Raw genomic sequence first — 19952 nt, 5'->3', positions numbered from 1 at the left:
AAATCAAACGACCGGAAAAAGTTCACCCGTTAAGATAAAGGTATTGCAAACAGGGAGGGCACAATGATGGATCAATATAAAACAGTATTACATGCTCAAAACATCCGAAAATCTTACGGAACTCGCGGAAATGTGCAAGAAGTATTGAAAGGGATCGACTTGCGGGTAATGGAAGGCGAATTTGTCGGAATCATGGGGGCATCCGGTGCCGGGAAAACGACGCTTTTGAATGTCCTCGCGACGATCGACCGTACGACGGAAGGCTCGATTCTTATTGGAGATTCTGATATTTCGAGGATGAAAGACCGTGAACTGTCTGCATTCAGGCGAGACAAATTAGGGTTCATTTTCCAAGATTATAATCTTCTCGACACATTGACGGTGAAGGAAAATATCTTGCTGCCCGTGTCGCTCGGAAAAATGAGAAAGCGGGTGGCGGAAGATCAATTCAACTCGATTGCCGATATTTTAGGTATTAAAGAATTAGCAGATAAATATCCACATGAAATTTCCGGGGGCCAAAAGCAACGGACTTCCGCGGCACGTGCGCTCATCAACAAGCCATCCATGGTCTTTGCGGATGAACCTACGGGCGCGCTTGATTCGAAATCGGCGTCTTCGTTGCTCGGAACATTGGAGGATGTCAATAAACAACGCGGCGTCACGATCATGATGGTGACACATGACCCTGTCGCATCGAGCTACTGCAGCCGTGTTGTCTTCCTGAAGGACGGCAATATTTACTCGGAGCTGTACCGCGGCGATAAAACGAGACAGGCCTTCTTCCAGGAAATCCTGAAAGTCCAAGGTGTCCTCGGGGGTGACAGCGTTGACGCTCTTTGATCTCGTCCTCCGCAGCATGCGGAAAAACATCAAGCATTATTACTTATACTTTTTTGCGCTTATTTTAAGTGTCGTCCTGTACTTTGTCTTTGCGACTTTGCAGCATGATCCGTCGGTTGTTGAGAGGTCTGGCGGGAGCATGGGTGCGGCGTTTAAAGTGGCAGGAATTCTACTGTTATTCATCGCAGGTATTTTCGTCGTTTATGCAAATGCGATTTTCTTGAAGAGAAGAAGCCGTGAAATCGGGCTGTATCAACTGATTGGCCTGACAAAAGGATCAGTCTCGCGTCTGTTGATTATCGAAAATTCCTTGCTGAGCGCCGGGGCGTTAGCGATTGGGATTGGCATAGGGATTCTCGTGTCACGCGTATTTTTATTATTGTTAATGAAGCTCATTGGCTTTGATGGATTTATCGAAGTGGAGTTTTCGACGGCGGCTGTCATCCAGACGGTGATTGTATTTCTTGGAATCACCATTCTCACGTCAATGCAAATGCTCGTTGCAGTCTACCGCAACACGTTGCTTGGACTATTCAATGCCGAGAAGACCGGCGAGCATCCGAAAAAGCCGAAAGCTATCAGGTCAGCCTTTCTTGCAATTTTAGGAATAGCCCTCATTGCGTTCGGATACTGGCTTTCCGGCCGCATGTTGAATGCTTTGCTGTTCATCAATATGATCGTCGTTTTGGTTACGACAATTCTCGGTACTTTTTTATTGTTCCGCGTGGCGATCGGCTGGGTACTGTATCAGATCCGCAAAAGGAAGAAGGGCCATCTTGGATTGTATAACAGCTTGTCGCTTGCGCCGATCATGCATCGGATGAAGGGCAATGCGAATTCACTGACGATCATTACGGTATTATCAGCGATGACGCTGACAATGTTGGCAGGCGTGTATTCCCTATATTATTCGACGGAAAAAGAAGTCCGTCTCATATATCCTTTTGATTTTGCATTTGATGATTTTTGGTATGAAGACGGTAAAGGTGCTGCCGAAAAATTCATCAGCGAACTAGATAAGCAACAGATTACGTATACGTATTCAACAGTTGAAACGCTAGAAGTGGAAAGTGAATTCAAAGGTGGCAGTGTGTCAGAATTGATGTCCAATTCGTTTGGAGCAAAAATAATAAGCGACAAACAATTGCAGCAAGCTGGAGTGGATATTCAAATTCCTCATTCCGATGCCGCGTATCTATACGATGCAGGTATATATTGGTTATTGAAAACGATGGAAGTTCCATTCAATGTCAAGTTGTCAAATGCAGAAATAGAATCTGACTTGAAAGTTGTGAAAGTGAACGAAGGAAATGTATTAAATTCTGCAGCTGCGACACAACTTGTTGTGAAAGATGAATTTTATCATGAATTAAAAGAGCTGTTTCTGAATGACGAAAACGAATGGCGCAATTCAAATACCTATGTCATCGACGTTCTTGACCGTGATCAGCTTGCCGAAGCTTCTGCGATTTTCAAGCGGATTAATGAGGAAGATGATCGGCACGGATTTGATTACTATTCCCAATACGCTTCGGGGATGGAGAACAATGGTCTATTCATCTTTATCTCTGGGTTCCTGGGGCTCGTGTTCCTCATTTCGACAGGAAGCATTTTGTACTTTAAGCAAATGACGGAGGCGGAGCAAGAGAAAAGCAGCTATGCAACGTTGCGTCAGCTAGGTTTTACAGCGCAAGACATTATGCGCGGTATCGTCCGCAAGCAAATATTCGTCTTCGGCGTGCCGTTGATGATTGGGCTGTTGCATTCCATCTTTGCGATAAAAGCCGCGTCATTCATGTTCATGTCCGATATTACATTGCCCGCATCCATCGCTATGGGGATCTACGTGCTTATTTATCTCATGTTCGCATTTTTGACGGTCGGGTATTACCGGAAAACGGTGAAGGCCGCGCTTTGATTGTTTCATATAGCGAGTCAACGGTGGTAAAGTCATTCGAATCGGTGGTAAAGTGCTGAGAATCGGTGATAACCCCCCGAGAATCGGTGATGAATCGCCCAAAGTCGGCGATAACCAATATTTACTGGCAGTATTCGATACTTTTTTTCCATAAATGGGTTGAAAAATGCCGAGTCGATGATAAAATAATCAAGTCAGAGTAATATGAAGCGCTTTCATGAAAAGTGGAAGTTAGCTTCTAGACCGTCTGAGCCCATGTTGGCTCAGCGGTTTTTCTGTTTTTGAAATGTGAGTTATTTGCGCGACTGGGTAAAGATAGTAAGTGAAATATGATGATGGAGAAGGAGTGGATAGTGTGGGCGTAGTGGAGTGGCTGGTGGGACCGGCGAATGATTTTATTTGGACATATATATTGATTGGGCTTTTATTGCTCATTGGTCTTTATTTTACGATAAGAACGAAATTTGTCCAATTTCGTTTATTTGGAGAGATGTTCAGACTCATTTTCGAGAAAAGAGAAGGCAACCGTGGCGTGTCAGCGTTCCAGGCGTTTACAATTAGTGCGGCGTCCCGGGTCGGTACAGGGAACGTAACTGGCGTAGCGCTTGCCATCGGGATTGGCGGACCGGGCGCGGTCTTCTGGATGTGGGTCATTGCCATTATCGGCATGGCGACGGCATTCATTGAAAGTGCGCTTGCGCAAGTGTATAAAGTTCGGGACGGCGACACATTCCGCGGAGGGCCTGCCTATTACATGGAGAAGGCGCTAGGCCTTCGGAAGCTTGGAATCGTTTTCGCGATTCTCCTAACGATGTGTTTCGGTTTTATTTTTAATTCGGTTCAGTCAAATACGATCAGCCAGTCATTCCATGATGTATTCAATCTACCCTATTGGGTGGTCGGTCTACTACTTGTCATATTGACGGCAATTATCATTTTCGGCGGCGTGCAAAGGATTGTCAAAGTGACGCAAGCAATTGTCCCAATCATGGCGGTGTTTTACTTGCTGATTGCGCTGTACGTTGTCGCTATTAATATTACGGAAGTTCCTGCCATGATTGCCCTCATTTTTGAGCATGCTTTTGGAATTAAGGAAATGGCTGGCGGCGGTATCGGGGCTGCCATGATGCAAGGTATCCGACGTGGTCTGTTCTCAAATGAAGCTGGTATGGGGAGTGTGCCGAACGCTGCGGCGACGGCGAGTGCGACGCATCCGGCGAAGCAAGGGCTTGTTCAAAGTCTTGGCGTATTTTTCGATACGATCATCATTTGTTCTGCGACAGCTTTTATCATCCTCCTTGCAGGACTTTATGACAAAGGGGAAGAGAGCGGAATTTTGCTGACGCAATCCTCGATGGCCGTTCACGTCGGTTCTTGGGCGCCTTATTTCGTCGCGATTGCGATCATGTTCTTCGCATTCAGCTCAATCGTCGGGAATTACTATTACGGTGAAACAAATATTGAATTCATCAACACGCATAAATCGTGGATGACGGTCTACCGAATTGCGGTGCTCGGCATGGTCATGTTCGGTGCGCTCGCAAAAGTGGATATCGTCTGGAGCATGGCAGACCTGTTTATGGGCTTGATGGCAATTATAAATCTCCTCGTCATCTTGGCACTTGGAAAAGTCGCATTCCGCGTTTTGGATGATTACACGAAACAGCGGAAACAAGGGAAGAATCCTGTGTTTAAAGCGGATTCTAGTCTGAAAGGTGCCGACTGTTGGAGGGAAGAATAAATAAAAGCAATCGTCCTACCAGTGAATGGTGGGACGATTGCTTTTTTATTGAGTTTACATTTCCTCGGGCGCCTTCATGCCGAGTAGACGCAAAGATTCCTTCAAAACGATGACGACACATTCCGTTAGCGCAATCCGGTATGCTTTGTTTGTGGAGTCGGAAAGGACTTGCACATTCCCGTAAAACGAGTTGAACGCTTGGGCAAGGTCGACCGCATATTTTGCGATGACGGAAGGGTCCAGTTCTTCGGCCGCCCGTTTGACGGAGTGCGGAAATTGTTCGAGCAGCTTGATCGTTTCCCATTCGTGATCATTCACTTCGTTAATCGCGAACGAGTTCGTTGCCCCCGCCTTCCGCAAGATGGAGTTTGCCCGCGCATGCGCATATTGGACGTACGGCCCGGTTTCTCCTTCTGTCTGGAGCATCGTTTCAAGATCGAATTCGATATCATGTTTCCGATGCTGCTTCAAGTCGCTGAAGAGGATGGCGCCGACACCGACACCTTCTGCCACTTCAGATTTATTGGCAAGCATCGGGTTTTTTTCTTCGATATTTTTCTGTGCAAGTTCGATAGCTTCCTTCAATACTTCCTCGAGCAAGACAATCTTTCCTTTACGCGTTGACATCTTCTTTCCGCCCTGCAAGATAAGCCCGAACGGTACGTGCACGATGTCGCTTGCCCAGTCATGCCCCATTTTGCCAAGCACTTGTTTCACTTGCGTAAAGTGGAGGCTTTGTTCATTCCCAACAACGTAGATGGATTTGACGAAGTCGTAATTGGTTTTGCGATCAATGGCAGCTGCCAAATCCCGCGTCGCATATAAAGTAGCTCCATCTGATTTTTTAATCAAACATGGCGGCATGCCTTCTTCAAGCTCCACAACCATGGCCCCGTCGGATTCGACCAATAGGCCTTTATCTTCGAGTTCTTGAACGATTGGCTCCATTTTGTCGTTGTAGTACGCTTCGCCGTTATAGGAATCGAAAGTGACCCCTAGTAGATCGTAAATTCGCTGGAATTCCTGCAACGACTCGGTTTTGAACCATTCCCACAGGGCTAGTGCGTCTGCATCGCCGTCCTCAAGCGCTTTGAATGCCGCCCGACCTTCATCATTTAAAGTTGGATCCAGCTCGGCTTCTTCATGGAAACGGATATACAGCTTCAGCAATGTCTTGATTGGCTCTTGACGGACATCCTCCTCGTTGCCCCACTTCCGGTACGCGGTTAGGAGCTTCCCGAATTGCGTGCCCCAATCACCGATGTAATTGATTTTCATCGTTTTGTAGCCGTTTTTTTCGAGCAAGTAAGCGATAGAATTTCCGATGACCGTGGAGCGGAGATGCCCCATGGAAAACGGTTTTGCGATGTTCGGGGAGGATAGATCGATCGTCACCACTCCGTCGTTGCCTTCGTTGGATGAGCCGTAGTTGACGGATTTGTCTAGGATTATACGCAGGATATCATCAGTGATAGCAGTACGGTTCAGGAAAATATTCACGTACCCATTGACGGCTTCTGTTTTTCGGATGGATGGATGTGTAAGCGAACCGGCAATTTCTTCCGCAATGGCGACGGGTGATTTCCGTAAAGCCTTCGCGAACGGAAAGCAAGGCAATGCAAAATCGCCTAGCTTTGAATTTGCCGGCCGCTCCAGCATATGTTCCTCTAATGGAACCGGGCTGACTGTCTGTAAAGCTTGCAAAATATCCATTTTCATTCTCACGAACCCCTTTTTAGGTAAAATAAAAAGCCTTCATCTCAATAAATGAGACGAAAGCTTGTTCCGCGGTACCACTCAAATTGCCCCTGTCAGTATGGATAGAGGCCTCTTTCTCCTAACGGCGAGACACCGGCTTCTCCTACTTCATTCAGAAAAGCATCTCCGAAGTGCGCTTCATGAATCCACTCCACCAGGCTCCCACCAATCCCGGCTCGCTTTGGAAGTAAAGACTCAGTACTCTCTTCGTCATTGATATTGTAGTTGAATGTATCAAATCAGTGATTGGCTGTCAATGGGCAATTGGCGTAACTTTCACACGAATCATCCGTCTAACTTAATGAGTAGGAGGTTTTGGAATGAAAAACAAATTACTAGTTCTGTTTGCCAGTGCATTACTGCTAGGAGGATGTGGAACTGGCCCATCCTCTAAAAATGTTGCGGTTGATGATAGTGATAGTGGATGGAAGTCGTTGAAAACAGTGAGCGGACGAGAAATCATTGCTGAATTGAAGCAAACCGTTGAAGAGACACCTCAGCGGGACGAGAGGGCGACTATTGAAACGCCCCCTGAGTTTGAGGAGCCTACGAAAGAAACGGTGGAGGATTTGAATGTCAAAGCAATTGAAGGGCCCGCTGTCTTCCAGGCGGTGGAAAAAGTTTACGGCGAAGGTGGCATTCATCATGATGGCGTCATCTTCTTCGAACTTCAGACGAAGGGTGCTGGGCAATCCGGCGTGTGGATCGGGTTAAAGGAGCCGGATGAACGCGTCCAGCAGTTGATTGATCTGCTGCAGCCGAAAGTGGATGCGGGTGAGATCTTAGCGGAACCGATTTATATATTCCGCAGCCCGCATACGGAAAAGGAGCTTTACGAATTGCAGGATGAAGTCGCTGAAGCATTGAAAGGACTAGAATCGGAACGGGGATCATTCGGTCTGTACGTCGATGTCATCACAGGCAATATTGAAATCACCCATGATTTCCTGAAACCGGAGCAGCAAGAGAAGCTACGGGAGCAGTTCGCCGACCATACGATCAATATCGAGCAAGATGGAAGGATGGTCCCGGAGCCGGGGGAATCAACCATTATTGCACCTGAACAAACATATACAGATACACCTGTTGCGGAAGGTGGATTCATATTGGAGGCGGGGGATGGGAGAATTTTTGTGGCAGGTGGAACGGAAAGTGTTGTGTTTTACAAATTCCCGGAAGCCGACAAGCTGAAAGCCGGCCAACGTGTGAATGTGGAACGATCAGGTCCAATTCTTGAATCGTATCCTGGACAAGGGACCGCGAAGTTTGTAGAAGTCTTGCCGGATTATAAGCCGGCGGGTGCGAAGCTTTCCGAGTCGCAGGCTGTCGCGAAAGCATTAGAAGTGGCGGGTGAGAGATTGTCGAACGGATATGTTGTCATCGAAGAAGTTTCATTTGATGAGAATGAAAAGAAGTGGGTATTCAAGCTCCTGCCGGATGATGGTGAAGGGATATTGGAAGTTGCAGATCAATAGAAGTTTGGGCACAACCGTCACTTGTGGCGGTTGTTTTTTAATGGGGAATATTGGTCAAACGGGGATAAATTCTACTTGACCGATGATAACCCGCTTCCGAACGGTGATAAAGTTCGTTTAAGCGGTGATAAACTCCGTCAGAGCGGTGATAAACGGTTTTGGAGGTGAAAATTACTTTAGAAAAGCAGAAATTCATTCCAAAACAACTCCAATTGTCGTCAAACGGTGGTAAATTTGCGAGAGTCGGTGGTAACAGCCCAAGAGTCGGTGATAAACCATGGCAAGTCGGTGATAAACCATTTTGCGCTGCAAGAAAAGAATCTTTCCTGGTTTCCAGCCATTTGGCGTAACGTTAACGTGAATCGTCCGTCTAATTTGTTGATTGGGAGGTTTTGGAATGAAATATAGTGTGTCACTGATAATGGTAAGTGCTGCTTTATTGCTAGGAGGATGTGGAACGGCTGGCACGGATGCATCCTCGATAAATGGGACGGTTGTGGAGAGCGGGAAGAAGTCGGTGAAAAAAGTGAGTGGACGTGAAATCATTGCTGAATTGAAGCAATCAGTTAAAGAATCGCCCGAACGGGATAAGGCAGCTGCTGCACAAACGGAAAGCTATGAATACAAAGAGGGCTTATTTGGAGAACCGACTCCGGAATTGGCGGAGGATATGGCCGTGCAAGCGATTGAAGGACCAACCGCAATAGAGGCTGTGGAAAAGATCTATGGCGGTTACGCAGGTTTTGATAAAGAAGGAATCCTCTTTTTTGAAAATCAGATGAGTGGTGCGGAGCAATCCGGCATTTGGATCGGCGTGAAGGAGCCGGACGAGCGAGTTCAAAAGTTGCTTGATGAGCTACAGCCGAAAGTGGATGCAGGCGAAATCTTGGCGGAACCGATCTATATTTTCCGTAGTCCACATACGCAAAAGGAGCTATATGATCTGCAGGATGAAGTCGGACAAGCGTTAAAAGGGATGAGATCGGAACGGGGATCATATGGATTATCCGTAAATACAATTACAGGAATTGTTGAAATCAACCATGACTTTCTGAGACCGGATCAGCAGAAGGAACTGGAGAATATGTTCCCGAACAAGATATTCCAATTCGAACAGGAAGGCAGGATGGTTGCTGAGCCTGGGGAATCGAGCATTATTTATCCGAAGCAAACATTCACGAATACTCCTGTTTCGGAAGGTGGTTTCATATTATCAGCTAAGGAGGGGCAGTTCTTTATTGCAGGTGGAACTGAAGGTGCTGTCTATTACCAATTCCCGGAAGCGGATAAGCTGAAAATCGGCCAACGTGTGAAAGTTGAAGCCTCCGGCGGCATTATGGAATCCTATCCTGCGCAGGGTAGTGCAAAGTTTGTGGAAGTCTTGCCGGATTATAAACCAGTAAGCGCAACGCTTTCCGAATCGCAGGCTGTAGCAAAGGCCGTAGAAATGGCCGATGGAAAAACAGGATTTGGCTACTTGGTTATTCAAGAAATTTCTTTTGATGAGAAAGAAATGAAGTGGATCTTTAAAATTATTCAAGGTGAAAAGGAAGCAACGTTGGAAGTTGCAGATCAATAAAATTTAGAGCAACCGTCACTTGTGGCGGTTGTTTTTTTATGAGAAAAATGAGCGAATTGTAGTCAATCGGTGATAAATTCACCAGAATCGGTGGTAAAGTGCTGCGAATCGGTGTAACGGGCGTAGAATCGGTGGTAAACGTCCGAGAATCGGTGATAAACCTTGGCAATTCGGTGATAACCATTTTCCATCTTAGAAAACCTCCCCCTCGGTTTCCATCCACCGACCTTGGGTATGCTATCAGCAAAGGAGGGATAAAATTGTCGAAAAAACTACAGTCTGCTATTCGAGAGCACGCTTTCCCGTTGAATGATCAAGCACTTACTACGATTGTGGACGCAATTGGGGATGCACGGATTGTCCTTCTAGGCGAAGCGACGCATGGAACTTCAGAGTTTTACAAAGTTCGCGCGGCATTATCAAAACGACTTATTCAGGAAAAAGGATTCACTATAATTGCAGTTGAGGGAGATTGGCCATCCGCTCAGGCGGTTAATCGTTATGTGAAAGGATTCGATGAAGAGGGGAAATCCGCTCACCAAATACTGGCACAATCCTTCAATCGCTGGCCTACATGGATGTGGGCGAATGAAGAAGTTGCAGAGCTTGTCGAATGGTTGAAGAGTGACAATGACGGAAAGGATGCAGCCGAAAAGACAGGGTTTTACGGTATCGATATGTATAGCCTTTATGAGTCCATTGATGAAGTGCTTCGCTTTCTCAAGGAAAATCCGCAGTATAAAACCGATTTGGAGTTGGCAAAGAAGGCATTCTCTTGTTTCGAGCCGTATAATCGGATGCCTGAGCATTATGCGCTGTCGACAGCCCATTTCACAGGTGAATGCATTCGCGAGGTCACAAACTTGCTGACGACGATCCGCAGTCATGAAGATCTTTATTCGAATGAACAGGAGAAGGACTTGAATGTGACGATGAATGCTTTAGTCGCGAAAAATGCTGAATCATATTATCGCGCAATGATGCAGGACGACGCCATCTCGTGGAATATACGCGATATGCATATGGTGGAGGCAATCAATGAAATTCTGAACTATCACGGAAGCGATGCGAAAATCATCATTTGGGAGCATAATACCCATGTCGGCGATGCGTCGGAAACATCGATGGCCAAGCACGATATGATCAATGTCGGTCAGCTCGTCCGGGAAAAGTATGGCAGAGAAGAAACATTTGCCATCGGTTTTGGAACATATGAAGGGACGGTCATTGCCGGCGAAAGCTGGGGCGAGCCGTTCCAAAAGATGAATGTGCCACCAGCCACGCTCAATTCATGGGAAGGGCAGATGCATGCAGCTAAACCTGAGGATCAAGTGATACTATTCACGGAGGAAAACCGTCATTTATTCAATGAATGGATCGGCCATCGCGCAATTGGGGTCGTCTATAATCCGGAGTTCGAGGCGTATGGGAACTATGTGTCGTCGCGCGTTGGTAATCGATATGATTCTTTTATTTTTGTGGATCAAACAAATGCGCTGAAACCATTCAACAAATAAGAGCCATGCCTCGATTGCACGGCTCTTTCCTTTAAAGTATGGCATTCGCTATGATTTTATCAAGTTTACGGATATCGACTTTTTTACTCAGATTCAATTTGAGTTTTCCTGCCTTTGTCCATAGTTCGATTTCTGCGTTAAAATCGATCCGACCCGCATTTTCACTGGAATACATAGTAATCGATTTGAATGGGATTGTGTAGATTCCACCTTTTTACCTGTAAGTCCTTGCTTGTCCGCGATGATGAATCGTTTATTTGTAACGACTGCAACGTCACGAATTGTTTTATACGCAACCTCGGCCACTTCACCGTCAATAAGCAAATCCTTAATCTCCTCCGGAACTGGAACTTCTTCTGTAAACGTCCAAGCCATCAGTGCAGTTAAATCAGCCATTGGAACCCCTCCTTTTATTTTATAATTTTATCATCACATATGTGAGTATAGAAGTATAGAAGGATATTGAATTCTGGAAAAATATCTTTCTACCTATTTACGATTAAAACACAACATGTTAGGGTAATAGATGTACATAGCACACAACATATAGTATCGAACGATGGAATGGTACCGTTATCGGTTTAAAAGGGAATCCGCAAATCGGAGCTGTCCCCGCAACTGTAAACGCAGACGACCGTCTCAAAAACCACTGCAGCATGTAGCTGCGGGAAGGGGAGATGGAAGGAGGAAGCGTTAGCCAGTAGACCTGCCGTCCATCGTCCAGCGACACTTTCTTCGGGGGTTGAGAGGTGGAAGCGAGCGGGTTTTTGCTTTCATTTTTCAAGAGGGACCCGATCTGTTTCCTAATCTAAATCCATGAGCGATGACTCTACCGAAAAGGTGGAATCATCGCTTTTTTCATTGCCAAGCCTAACTTAAAGGAGATGGATGATGTGACGATTATCACTGAAACAACAGGCATTATGGACAAGCTTCTAGCGGAATTTGGTGCGGAGAAGTTGGAGCCGCTTTTGACGGCGAGTTCGCGTTGGAAGGAGCGGCACCCTGAAGGGACTGACTCCGATTGGTCGAAAGCGATGATTTTGGAGGCGCTCAGCAATATTGACGAAGCGTCAGCATACTGGACATTCGTTGCTGCGCGAATCTATTTGCAGGAAGTTTATTTCCGCCAGGAAAGTGTAAGGGGGGCGAAAGCGTATACGGATTTTGCCGACAATGTGGAGCGGCTCATTAAGAAAGGCTTGTATACATCTGTTTTGATTGAAAAATATTCCCGCGATGAATTGGAGGAGGTAGGAAAGTTCCTAGAACCAGAGCGGGACAAGCTGTTCACGTATATTGGATTGAAAACGCTTGTGGATCGGTACGTTGCGGTTGATTTCAATAAAGATCCTGTCGAATTGCCGCAGGAACGTTGGCTCATCATCGCGATGACGCTCATGCAAAATGAAACTGAGAACCGCCTCGGGAAAGTGGCGGAGGCGTATTGGGCAATGAGCAACCTATATATGACTGTAGCGACGCCTACGCTTTCGAACGCAGGCAAGCCGCATGGCCAGCTGTCCAGCTGCTTCATTGATACGGTCGATGATTCGCTGCAAGGCATTTATGATAGCAATACCGATATTGCCAATCTATCGAAATATGGTGGGGGCATCGGAGTTTACATGGGCAAGGTCCGTTCGCGCGGTTCTTCGATAAGAGGATTCAAAGGGGCTTCGAGTGGCGTCCTGCCTTGGATTAAGCAGCTGAATAATACAGCCGTCAGCGTTGATCAGCTCGGCCAACGTCAAGGAGCAATCGCCGTTTACCTCGATGTATGGCATAAAGATATTTTCACATTTCTTGATCTGAAGCTGAACAATGGAGACGATCGCTTGCGTGCACATGATATTTTCACTGGCGTCTGCTTGCCGGATATTTTCATGGAGCAAGTCGAAGCCCGTGGTGATTGGCATTTATTCGACCCACATGAAGTGCGTACAGTAATGGGGTATTCATTGGAAGATCATTATGATGAAACGAAGGGAACCGGTTCGTTCCGCGTGAAGTACGAGGAATGTGTCAACCATCCCGAACTGACGAAAGAGACCGTCCCGGCGATTGAAATTATGAAACGCATCATGCGCAGCCAGCTCGAAACAGGGACGCCGTTTATGTTTTACCGTGATGAAGTGAATCGGGCGAATCCGAATAAGCATGAAGGTATGGTGTATTCGAGTAATCTGTGTACAGAAATAACTCAAAATCAGAGTCCGACACAATTCGAGTCCGTCTCGCTCAAAGAAGATATCGTCATCACCCGTTCGAAGCCCGGCGATTTTGTCGTATGCAATTTGTCGTCCGTAAACCTTGGACGTGCTGTTCCTGCGGATGTATTGGAACGGCTCGTCACAATCCAAGTCCGCATGCTCGACAACGTCATTGATTTGAATAAAATACCGGTCGTGCAGGCGCAACGGACGAATGCCCGTTACCGGGGTATCGGACTCGGGACGTTCGGTTGGCATCATTTGCTTGCGTTGAAGAACATCCAATGGGAATCGGATGATGCGGTAGAGTTTGCGGATGAGCTCTATGAGAAAATAGCGTATTTAACGATTAAAGCTTCAATGGAACTGGCAAGTGAAAAAGGGGCGTATCCTTTATTCGAAGAATCGGATTGGCAAACAGGGGTTTATTTCGAGCAACGTCAATACGACTCGAAGGAATGGCGTGACCTGCGCTTCGATGTTGCTACGAACGGCATCCGGAACGGTTATTTGATGGCAGTTGCGCCGAATAGCTCGACGTCAGTCATCGCTGGATCTACGGCTTCAATCGATCCAATATTTAAACCGTTTTATCATGAGGAAAAGAAAGACTACAAGCTGCCGGTCATTGCGCCAGATCTTGATCACAACACATATGACGTATACCGCCGCTCCGCGTATATTGTCGATCAGCGCTGGTCCATCAAGCAGAATGCTGCAAGACAGCGCCATATCGACCAGGCGATCTCGTTCAATATTTACGTGCCGAACAATATCCGCGCATCCGTCCTCCTCGATTTGCATATGCAAGCGTGGAAATCTGGCATGAAAACGACGTATTACATGAGATCGACGGCATCTGACATCGAGGAGTGCGAATGGTGTCATTCCTGATAGCCTATGCTTCATGGAGCGGCAATACGGAGGAAGTGGCGGAAATTGTGGAGGAGACGCTGCTGTCTGAAGGGATGGATGTGACGGTGCATCGGATCGGAAGTGGTCCGGTACCGGATCCACGCAGATTCGATGCGATGGTCATCGGTTCATTCACATGGGACAAGGGCTCCACGCCTGACGAAGTGAAGGATTTCGTCGCGGGTGTCGGTTACAAACCGAGGAATGTGTATGTCTTCGGAACAGGGGATACGCAGTTTGGAGGGGACGAGTTGTTTTGTGGAGCTGCTGTCAAGCTGGCGCGGTTTTATGAATCGAAATTTGAACCTCTTAAAATTGAACAAAGCCCCCGTGGTATCCAAGAAATGAAAGTCATCGAATGGTCGAAAGGAGTCGTTCAACATTGGCAACACTTACACGCGTTAAAGTGCTAAACCCGGCACATCCAAATAAATCAACAGCGATTTTCGGCGGGGAAGCGAGTGGGATTCTGAATTGGAATGATCTGGCCCATCCGCACTTCTACACATTGCGACAAAAAATACGCTCCCTTTTTTGGACGGCGAATGAAGTCGATATGACGCAGGACGTGAAGCAATTTCCGAACTTATCGAAAGCAGAGCAGGAAGCTTTCCTCAAGATTATCGGATTGCTTGCGACGCTCGACGGTCCCCAAACCGTTATCGCCATGAAGATTGCGGATTTCGCAACCGATCCTTCGGTGAAATCAATCATGGCGACGATTGCCGATCAGGAAAGCGAGCATAACCATAGCTACGCGTATGTCCTTTCATCCGTGACGACACTCGACAAGCAAATGGCTTCATTTGAAATGGGCCGTACCGACGAAGTGCTTTTGAAACGGAATGAGCGGATCGTTGACATTTACAACGAATTCGCCGAGAATCCCACGATTGAAACGGTATTAAAAGCGATGGTGTACACTACATTGCTGGAAGGTTTGTTCTTCTACAGCGGCTTTGCATTCTTCTATAATCTCGCGCGACACCAGAAAATGGTCGGCACATCGACAATGATTTCCTACATTAATCGGGATGAATTGCAGCACGGCAAAGCAATCAGCGACATTTTTCGCGCTGCGCTTGCTGAAAATCCTGAGTATAATACCGAAGCTTTTACAGAATGGATTTATGATCAATTCCGCCATTCGGTCGAACAGGAAATCATCTGGAGTCGTTATGTGCTAGGGGAGATTGACGGCATCGATCTGGATGAAATGGCGGGCTACGTCAAATACCGTGCGAATAAAATGCTTCGTATGCTTGGACTAAGTGAAATCTACCCCGAGTTTACGGATAATCCAATGAAATGGATTCGCGCCTACGTCGACAATTTCGACGATACAAAGACGGATTTCTTTGAGCAGACGTCACGGCAATACGTAAAAACGAGCGATTTGAATGGGTTTGATGATTTATAAGAATGAAAAGAACGCTGGCTATTCAACTCGGCCATGCGTTCTTTTTATCATTTATTCCCGGTCAGCCGCTCGCTCGTATCCATTACATCACCGGCAATCCGCTTATTGAATGTCTTCCGCCAGCTCGCCGATAATTCATCCAACTGAAGAATTTTCCGTGCGCCGTCCACGTCATCTTTCGCATGGTGCATGAGTCGATTCGCTTCGGATACCGTTATGGCGAGTTCAGGACGCGAAATATGCACCAATTCGTCTGAAGGAGAGACGATTCCTTCCTTCATTACACGGAAATAAAATCCTGTATAGCCTGTATTCTGCACAAGTAGAGGCATGTCTTTACGGTCATGGATGAGCGACAACTTGAAGCAAGGCTGTCGCGGCTGGCTCACTTGTACAATCGCTTCGCCGATTTGGAATGAATCTCCGATGCATACTTCATCCTCTGTCAATCCTCTGAGTGTCAAATTTTCTCCGAACGCACCCACGTCTAACGTTTTCCCCAATTCCTCTTCCCAGTAAGGGTAGTGCTCGTACGGATAGACACATACTGCTTTATCCACTCCGCCATGATTGACGAGATCACCTTGCCCATCGCCATCAAAATTTACTTTGGATAGATAAACAGGTTCCGCAACAGGTTTTTTATTGATACCAGTCGTCACATCTATTTTCCCGAACTGCAAGTCTTGCGGTTTACCAACATTCAATGAAATAATTTCAAATCGCTCCATATCATTCACCCCGATTATCTATTAGCACTTCAACTTATTTGAAAAACACTGTGTAGACGAAGAAGGCCATTGCCCCGATTGCGAATCCCGCTACTAATTTCAGCACTTGCTTCATCTCAATCCACCATCCGTTTCCGATAGATGACAACCGTAAGAATGAGCGAAGCAATCACCCATCCTAAAATGATTGCAAATTCGACAAGCACATCACCGAAACCAGCTCCTGCTTCCACTTTTGTAGCTAATTCAACTAACTGGATATTCGGCAAGTATGTTGCCACTTGTAAAATAGGATATTTCTCCACTACCAAGGTAATGAATGAACCAAGCGAAAAGACGATAATAACCGGCATTACAATAACAGACGCTTCCAAAACGGACTTGGAATAAAGGCCAAGCAATGTTCCCAACGCGATATAGAAAAATGATGATAAAACAATTGCTGCTGCAATGATCACGAAGTTTGCAGGCTTATATTCCGCCAAGTAGATCGTGAAAAACACAACAACCATCGTCATAATGAACGTCAGCAAGCTCTTTCCGCCAAGAATATCAGCCGTACTTGCGGGGGAAAGCATCAGTCCGCGCAACGTGTTCTTTTCTTTCTCTTCAGCGATCAAACAGCATTGGACAAAAGCAGCGACCATTCCAAACGTCATGTTAACAAGCATAAAATGGGTATCAATAGAATCAACGCCCATTCGCCCGTAAAAAGCACCTGAAATAATCGGGACGAAAATTACTGACGACACAGCCAAATTCCGTGAGAAATCCTTAAAGTCTTTTTGCAATATCGCATTCACGCGTTTCCATGAAATCATCATGCTAATTTCCTCCCTGTCACTTGAACAAAAATATCCCCTAAAGTAGGTTCGTTCGAATGGATCGTTACAACTTGATTTGCACTCATATACTCGAATACTTGCCTTGCTCCCTCTGAACCTGCCGGCAAAATGACTTTTTCACCGCTTATCAATTCAACTGTAATTGTCGAATCAGAGTATCTCTTTTTCAATTTGTCTGGCGTATCCAATAGCTGGATTTTCCCTTTATCCAGAAAGGCGATCCGATCACATAGCGTTTCTGCTTCGTGCATGTCATGCGTCGTGAGGAAAATCGTCGTTCCTTTTGCGTTTAATGCGCGCAGCCCTTCATGGATATGAAGTGAATTTGTCGGATCGAGAGCGGACGTCGGCTCATCCAGGAAAAGCAATTCCGGTTCGTGGATCAAAGCCCTCGCAAGTGTCACGCGCTGTGTCATCCCTTTGGATAAGGAAGATACTTTTTTCGATTTCTCTTCTTTCAAATTAACAGCATCAAGTACTTCATCGATTTTCGAGTGGGGCACATCATATAGATCACAATATAGCTTCAAGTTATCGTAGATTGATAACCTGCCATATAACCCGCTATTGTCTGTCAGCACTCCGAACCGTCTGCGATACTCCGATTTCTTTAATTGGGAAACAGATTCTCCAAAAACGCTTGCAGTTCCACTCGTAGGAGTTAGTTGTCCAGTCAAAATTTTAATCGTCGTTGTTTTCCCCGATCCGCTTGGTCCAAGGAATCCAAAGATCTCACCTTTCTTTACTTGGAAGTCGACGCTTTCAATCGCCGTTTGATTCGCAAAGACTTTTGCTAAACTGCTCACCTCAATAATATTCTCCATTTCCATCCTCCTGTCGTATGTTCCCTCATTTCGTATTTGCACCTTCAGAATAAGTGAAATCGGTATGGGCTACATCATATTTCGGATGAAAAGAGTTTAATAGGGGGTGAGTGGAGCGAAATTGCACATGACTGGACCGTTTTTTTAGATGGAATTCCCGTCATGAATGATGAACAGAGTATTTCCCGGGTTGAATCGTCAAATACTGTCAAAATATTTCCGGGGAAATAATACAATATTCTACAAAGTTACAGTCCAAGCATCTCTTTCAGCTCGACCATTTTCGTTTTCGATAAAGGAATTGTCGATTTATCGGCGTCATCCAAAACGAGGCTATAGCTGTTCCTCGTCCAAGTGATGACTTCCCGCACTTTCTGCAGATTCACGATATACGAACGGTGGCAGCGGAAGAAGCCATACGGAAGCAACCGAGCTTCCAATTCATTCAATGTGGAAACTGAAGGGAATGATTCTCCTTTTATATGTAAAAAAGATTGACCTTCATTGCTTTCGATATAATCGATTTCAGGCGGGTCGAATAAGACGATTTTTTCATTGACCTTCGTAGGAATCTTTTCGAAACGGACAGGCATGGATTCGGACACGGAAGAAGAATCTTCTCTATCTTCATCCAATAATGTATGAACGGCATGTAGTCCATTTTCATCCAAACGGAAGATTGCGTCGGCAGATGTGACAGCGCTTTCCATATTTCCTGTTAAAATGAATGCGCTGCGTCCCTCTTCCTTCAACTGCTGAAGTACGGCAAGGAAAATCCGCTTTGATTCCAAGTCAAGATTTTGATCAGGTTCTTCAAAAATATGGATATCTGTATTCTGCATAAGTAGGCATGCGAGCTGAACACGTTTTCTCTCGGAATACGACAACTGCCTGATCTTTATATTACGTTTTGAATCCAATTGTACGGTCTGAATAACTTCTTCGAGAGATTCATCAGATTGATAAAGCTGTTTTGTAAAACGGACCATTTCTTCGATGGACAGTCGCTCATATAAGCCGCCATGAAGAAAGAAGAAGCCGATTTTCGTTCGGTTTTCTGAAATGCCGCTTTCCCCAAACCGAATTTCTCCATTCGACAGCTTTGATTTTTCAAGCAATAGCTCAATTAGCTGCTCGCGGACATTGACACTTGAGTAGACGGCAACGACTTTCCCCGCGTCAACCGATAAATTAAAGGCAGGGAAGACGACGGAATCATGAATCCGTTTCTCTGCGTTAATAAAATGAAGTGACACCCAGCATCCCCCGTTTATTTCTAGTTATTATAGATATTATACCAGTTTTTAGAATTATGAATGAACCATCAATTTAACTGATGGTAATTCCGGATGGAAAATAGGCATTTCCCTACTATCTCTCACCAAGTAAATTCTTTACGATGAATTTGAAAATAAAAATTGGGAGGAATTCATTATGTCTTCACTTACCATCGATACACGCGTCTCGGATATTGTCACGGCGTTGCCGCAAAGCGCGGATTTGTTCAGGAATCTTCGTATCGACTATTGCTGTGGAGGAAAAATATCTTTGAAAGAAGCGGCGGAGCAGCGGAATTTGAATCCTATGGAAGTTTTGAATAGCATCCATTCAATAGAAGATAAAAGGGAAAGCCGCATTAGCATGGAGCCTTCTTCATTCGGGGAGAAGACGTTGGTCGCTTACATTCAGGAAAAATACCATGAAGGCTTACGCGATGAATTGCCGATGCTTGCGCCTTATATTACGAAGATAGCCCGAGTCCATGGCGAAAACCATCCGCATTTGCTGCGCGTGCAAGAAATTTTCAAGACGTTGCGTGCAGAACTGATCAACCATACCGATGATGAAGACCAAAATGTATTTCCTCTCATCCTTGAATTTTTGAGTAATCCAACTCCCGAATTGAAGGAGCAATTGAAGCCCCATGTATCCGAATTGGAAGCGGAACATGACAATGCAGGACGGTTGCTTCACGAACTTAGGGAAATCACTAATAACTTCACGCCTCCGGAAGGGGCATGCGGAACATATCGGCTTGCCTATGCAAGATTGGAGCAGCTTGAAAAAGAGACGTTTGAACATGTGCATCTTGAGAATAATGTCTTGTTCGAGCGGATTGCGAAGGCATTGTAATTGATAGGATTGCATTGCTGATCGGGGAATTGCATGCATT

At 45.8% G+C, this 19952-nt stretch carries 17 protein-coding genes, 1 pseudogene, 1 riboswitch and 1 other annotated feature; of the genes and pseudogenes, 11 read left to right on the top strand and 7 right to left on the bottom strand.

The genetic code is table 11. The features are described 5' to 3' along the window. Positions 1-66 precede the first annotated feature (66 nt). The 3 genes from OC538_RS09325 to OC538_RS09315 all read left to right on the top strand — a co-directional run bounded on the left by OC538_RS09325 (position 67) and on the right by OC538_RS09315 (position 4502). Positions 67-843 (top strand): ABC transporter ATP-binding protein, encoded by a 777-nt coding sequence (locus tag OC538_RS09325; RefSeq protein ID WP_251693284.1) that lies wholly within the window; start codon positions 67-69, stop codon positions 841-843. After that, on the top strand, positions 821-2761 hold the full coding sequence (locus tag OC538_RS09320; protein WP_251693286.1) for an FtsX-like permease family protein: 1941 nt from the start codon (positions 821-823) through the stop codon (positions 2759-2761). Before OC538_RS09325 ends, OC538_RS09320 begins: the two co-directional genes overlap by 23 nt. Before the next feature lie 355 nt (positions 2762-3116). Further along, positions 3117-4502 carry an alanine/glycine:cation symporter family protein gene (locus OC538_RS09315; protein WP_410055856.1) on the top strand — a complete coding sequence of 462 codons (1386 nt, stop codon included), beginning with the start codon at positions 3117-3119 and terminating at the stop codon, positions 4500-4502. Between the two features lie 54 nt (positions 4503-4556). Here the strand turns inward: OC538_RS09315 and argS are convergent, their stop codons facing one another. After that, a complete protein-coding gene (argS, locus tag OC538_RS09310) occupies positions 4557-6221 on the bottom strand; it encodes an arginine--tRNA ligase (protein ID WP_251693289.1) in 1665 nt (554 codons plus the stop codon). Positions 6222-6267: 46 nt separating this feature from the next. Continuing rightward, positions 6268-6483, bottom strand: a binding site (T-box leader). Positions 6484-6580: 97 nt separating this feature from the next. On the opposite strand from argS, the gene OC538_RS09305 reads away from it, so the two are divergent. From OC538_RS09305 to OC538_RS09295, 3 genes are all read left to right on the top strand, one after another. Further along, the gene (locus tag OC538_RS09305; RefSeq protein WP_251693291.1) at positions 6581-7735 is read left to right on the top strand and encodes a DUF3221 domain-containing protein; all 1155 of its coding nucleotides are present in this window, start codon (positions 6581-6583) and stop codon (positions 7733-7735) included. A 158-nt stretch (positions 7736-7893) separates the two neighbouring features. Next, positions 7894-8085 carry a hypothetical protein gene (locus OC538_RS09300; RefSeq protein ID WP_251693293.1) on the top strand — a complete coding sequence of 64 codons (192 nt, stop codon included), beginning with the start codon at positions 7894-7896 and terminating at the stop codon, positions 8083-8085. Between the two features lie 47 nt (positions 8086-8132). Further along, positions 8133-9314 carry a DUF3221 domain-containing protein gene (locus tag OC538_RS09295; RefSeq protein ID WP_251693295.1) on the top strand — a complete coding sequence of 394 codons (1182 nt, stop codon included), beginning with the start codon at positions 8133-8135 and terminating at the stop codon, positions 9312-9314. Positions 9315-9376: 62 nt separating this feature from the next. Here the strand turns inward: OC538_RS09295 and OC538_RS09290 are convergent, their stop codons facing one another. Then, positions 9377-9505, bottom strand: coding sequence for a hypothetical protein (locus OC538_RS09290; RefSeq protein ID WP_262174630.1), 129 nt, complete (start codon positions 9503-9505; stop codon positions 9377-9379). A gap of 69 nt (positions 9506-9574) precedes the next feature. Between OC538_RS09290 and OC538_RS09285 the strand changes: the two genes are divergently transcribed. Continuing rightward, on the top strand, positions 9575-10831 hold the full coding sequence (locus OC538_RS09285; protein WP_251693297.1) for an erythromycin esterase family protein: 1257 nt from the start codon (positions 9575-9577) through the stop codon (positions 10829-10831). Between the two features lie 31 nt (positions 10832-10862). Here the strand turns inward: OC538_RS09285 and OC538_RS09280 are convergent. Next, positions 10863-11227, bottom strand: a pseudogene (locus tag OC538_RS09280) (PH domain-containing protein). A gap of 152 nt (positions 11228-11379) precedes the next feature. Beyond that, positions 11380-11560: riboswitch (cobalamin riboswitch) on the top strand. Positions 11561-11715: 155 nt separating this feature from the next. Here OC538_RS09280 and OC538_RS09275 point away from each other — a divergent pair. Genes OC538_RS09275 through OC538_RS09265 form a run of 3 tightly spaced genes read left to right on the top strand, consistent with a single transcriptional unit; the run spans position 11716 to position 15379 of the window. Then, positions 11716-13938: a ribonucleoside-diphosphate reductase subunit alpha gene (locus tag OC538_RS09275; RefSeq protein WP_251693299.1), complete on the top strand. Its 2223-nt coding sequence runs from the start codon at positions 11716-11718 to the stop codon at positions 13936-13938. Further along, positions 13923-14372: a flavodoxin gene (locus OC538_RS09270; protein WP_251693301.1), complete on the top strand. Its 450-nt coding sequence runs from the start codon at positions 13923-13925 to the stop codon at positions 14370-14372. Before OC538_RS09275 ends, OC538_RS09270 begins: the two co-directional genes overlap by 16 nt. Continuing rightward, on the top strand, positions 14318-15379 hold the full coding sequence (locus OC538_RS09265) for a ribonucleotide-diphosphate reductase subunit beta (RefSeq protein WP_251693303.1): 1062 nt from the start codon (positions 14318-14320) through the stop codon (positions 15377-15379). The genes OC538_RS09270 and OC538_RS09265 overlap by 55 nt, the downstream gene beginning before the upstream one ends. 47 nt (positions 15380-15426) lie before the next feature. Here the strand turns inward: OC538_RS09265 and OC538_RS09260 are convergent, their stop codons facing one another. The 4 genes from OC538_RS09260 to OC538_RS09245 all read right to left on the bottom strand — a co-directional run bounded on the left by OC538_RS09260 (position 15427) and on the right by OC538_RS09245 (position 19035). Continuing rightward, positions 15427-16110, bottom strand: a complete 684-nt coding sequence (locus OC538_RS09260) for an MOSC domain-containing protein (protein WP_251693305.1) — start codon at positions 16108-16110, stop codon at positions 15427-15429. A 116-nt stretch (positions 16111-16226) separates the two neighbouring features. Continuing rightward, complete coding sequence (locus OC538_RS09255) at positions 16227-16934, bottom strand: ABC transporter permease (protein WP_262174623.1); 708 nt, start codon at positions 16932-16934, stop codon at positions 16227-16229. Next, positions 16931-17779, bottom strand: coding sequence for an ABC transporter ATP-binding protein (locus tag OC538_RS09250; RefSeq protein WP_251693309.1), 849 nt, complete (start codon positions 17777-17779; stop codon positions 16931-16933). Before OC538_RS09250 ends, OC538_RS09255 begins: the two co-directional genes overlap by 4 nt. A 248-nt stretch (positions 17780-18027) precedes the next feature. Next, the gene (locus tag OC538_RS09245; RefSeq protein ID WP_251693311.1) at positions 18028-19035 is read right to left on the bottom strand and encodes a LytTR family transcriptional regulator DNA-binding domain-containing protein; all 1008 of its coding nucleotides are present in this window, start codon (positions 19033-19035) and stop codon (positions 18028-18030) included. A gap of 178 nt (positions 19036-19213) precedes the next feature. Here OC538_RS09245 and ric point away from each other — a divergent pair, with 178 nt between their 5' ends. Then, positions 19214-19912 (top strand): iron-sulfur cluster repair di-iron protein, encoded by a 699-nt coding sequence (gene ric / locus OC538_RS09240; protein WP_251693312.1) that lies wholly within the window; start codon positions 19214-19216, stop codon positions 19910-19912. Positions 19913-19952 lie beyond the last annotated feature (40 nt).

Source organism: Saccharococcus sp. Marseille-Q5394, assembly GCF_946901335.1.
In the GTDB taxonomy this organism is placed as follows: Bacteria; Bacillota; Bacilli; order Bacillales_A; family Planococcaceae; genus Sporosarcina; species Sporosarcina luteola_C.
This window is presented reverse-complemented; position numbering and strand designations above follow the sequence as displayed.

What these genes read in the sequence shown, in the direction of transcription:
- OC538_RS09325 (WP_251693284.1), top strand. Translation starts at nt 67, where the DNA reads ATGGATCAATATAAAACAGTATTACATGCTCAAAACATCCGAAAATCT.
- argS (WP_251693289.1), bottom strand. Translation starts at nt 6,221, where the DNA reads ATGAAAATGGATATTTTGCAAGCTTTACAGACAGTCAGCCCGGTTCCA.
- OC538_RS09305 (WP_251693291.1), top strand. Translation starts at nt 6,581, where the DNA reads ATGAAAAACAAATTACTAGTTCTGTTTGCCAGTGCATTACTGCTAGGA.
- OC538_RS09295 (WP_251693295.1), top strand. Translation starts at nt 8,133, where the DNA reads ATGAAATATAGTGTGTCACTGATAATGGTAAGTGCTGCTTTATTGCTA.
- OC538_RS09290 (WP_262174630.1), bottom strand. Translation starts at nt 9,505, where the DNA reads ATGGAAAATGGTTATCACCGAATTGCCAAGGTTTATCACCGATTCTCG.
- OC538_RS09275 (WP_251693299.1), top strand. Translation starts at nt 11,716, where the DNA reads ATGGATGATGTGACGATTATCACTGAAACAACAGGCATTATGGACAAG.
- OC538_RS09270 (WP_251693301.1), top strand. Translation starts at nt 13,923, where the DNA reads ATGGTGTCATTCCTGATAGCCTATGCTTCATGGAGCGGCAATACGGAG.
- OC538_RS09265 (WP_251693303.1), top strand. Translation starts at nt 14,318, where the DNA reads ATGGTCGAAAGGAGTCGTTCAACATTGGCAACACTTACACGCGTTAAA.
- OC538_RS09260 (WP_251693305.1), bottom strand. Translation starts at nt 16,110, where the DNA reads ATGGAGCGATTTGAAATTATTTCATTGAATGTTGGTAAACCGCAAGAC.
- OC538_RS09255 (WP_262174623.1), bottom strand. Translation starts at nt 16,934, where the DNA reads ATGATGATTTCATGGAAACGCGTGAATGCGATATTGCAAAAAGACTTT.
- OC538_RS09250 (WP_251693309.1), bottom strand. Translation starts at nt 17,779, where the DNA reads ATGGAGAATATTATTGAGGTGAGCAGTTTAGCAAAAGTCTTTGCGAAT.
- ric (WP_251693312.1), top strand. Translation starts at nt 19,214, where the DNA reads ATGTCTTCACTTACCATCGATACACGCGTCTCGGATATTGTCACGGCG.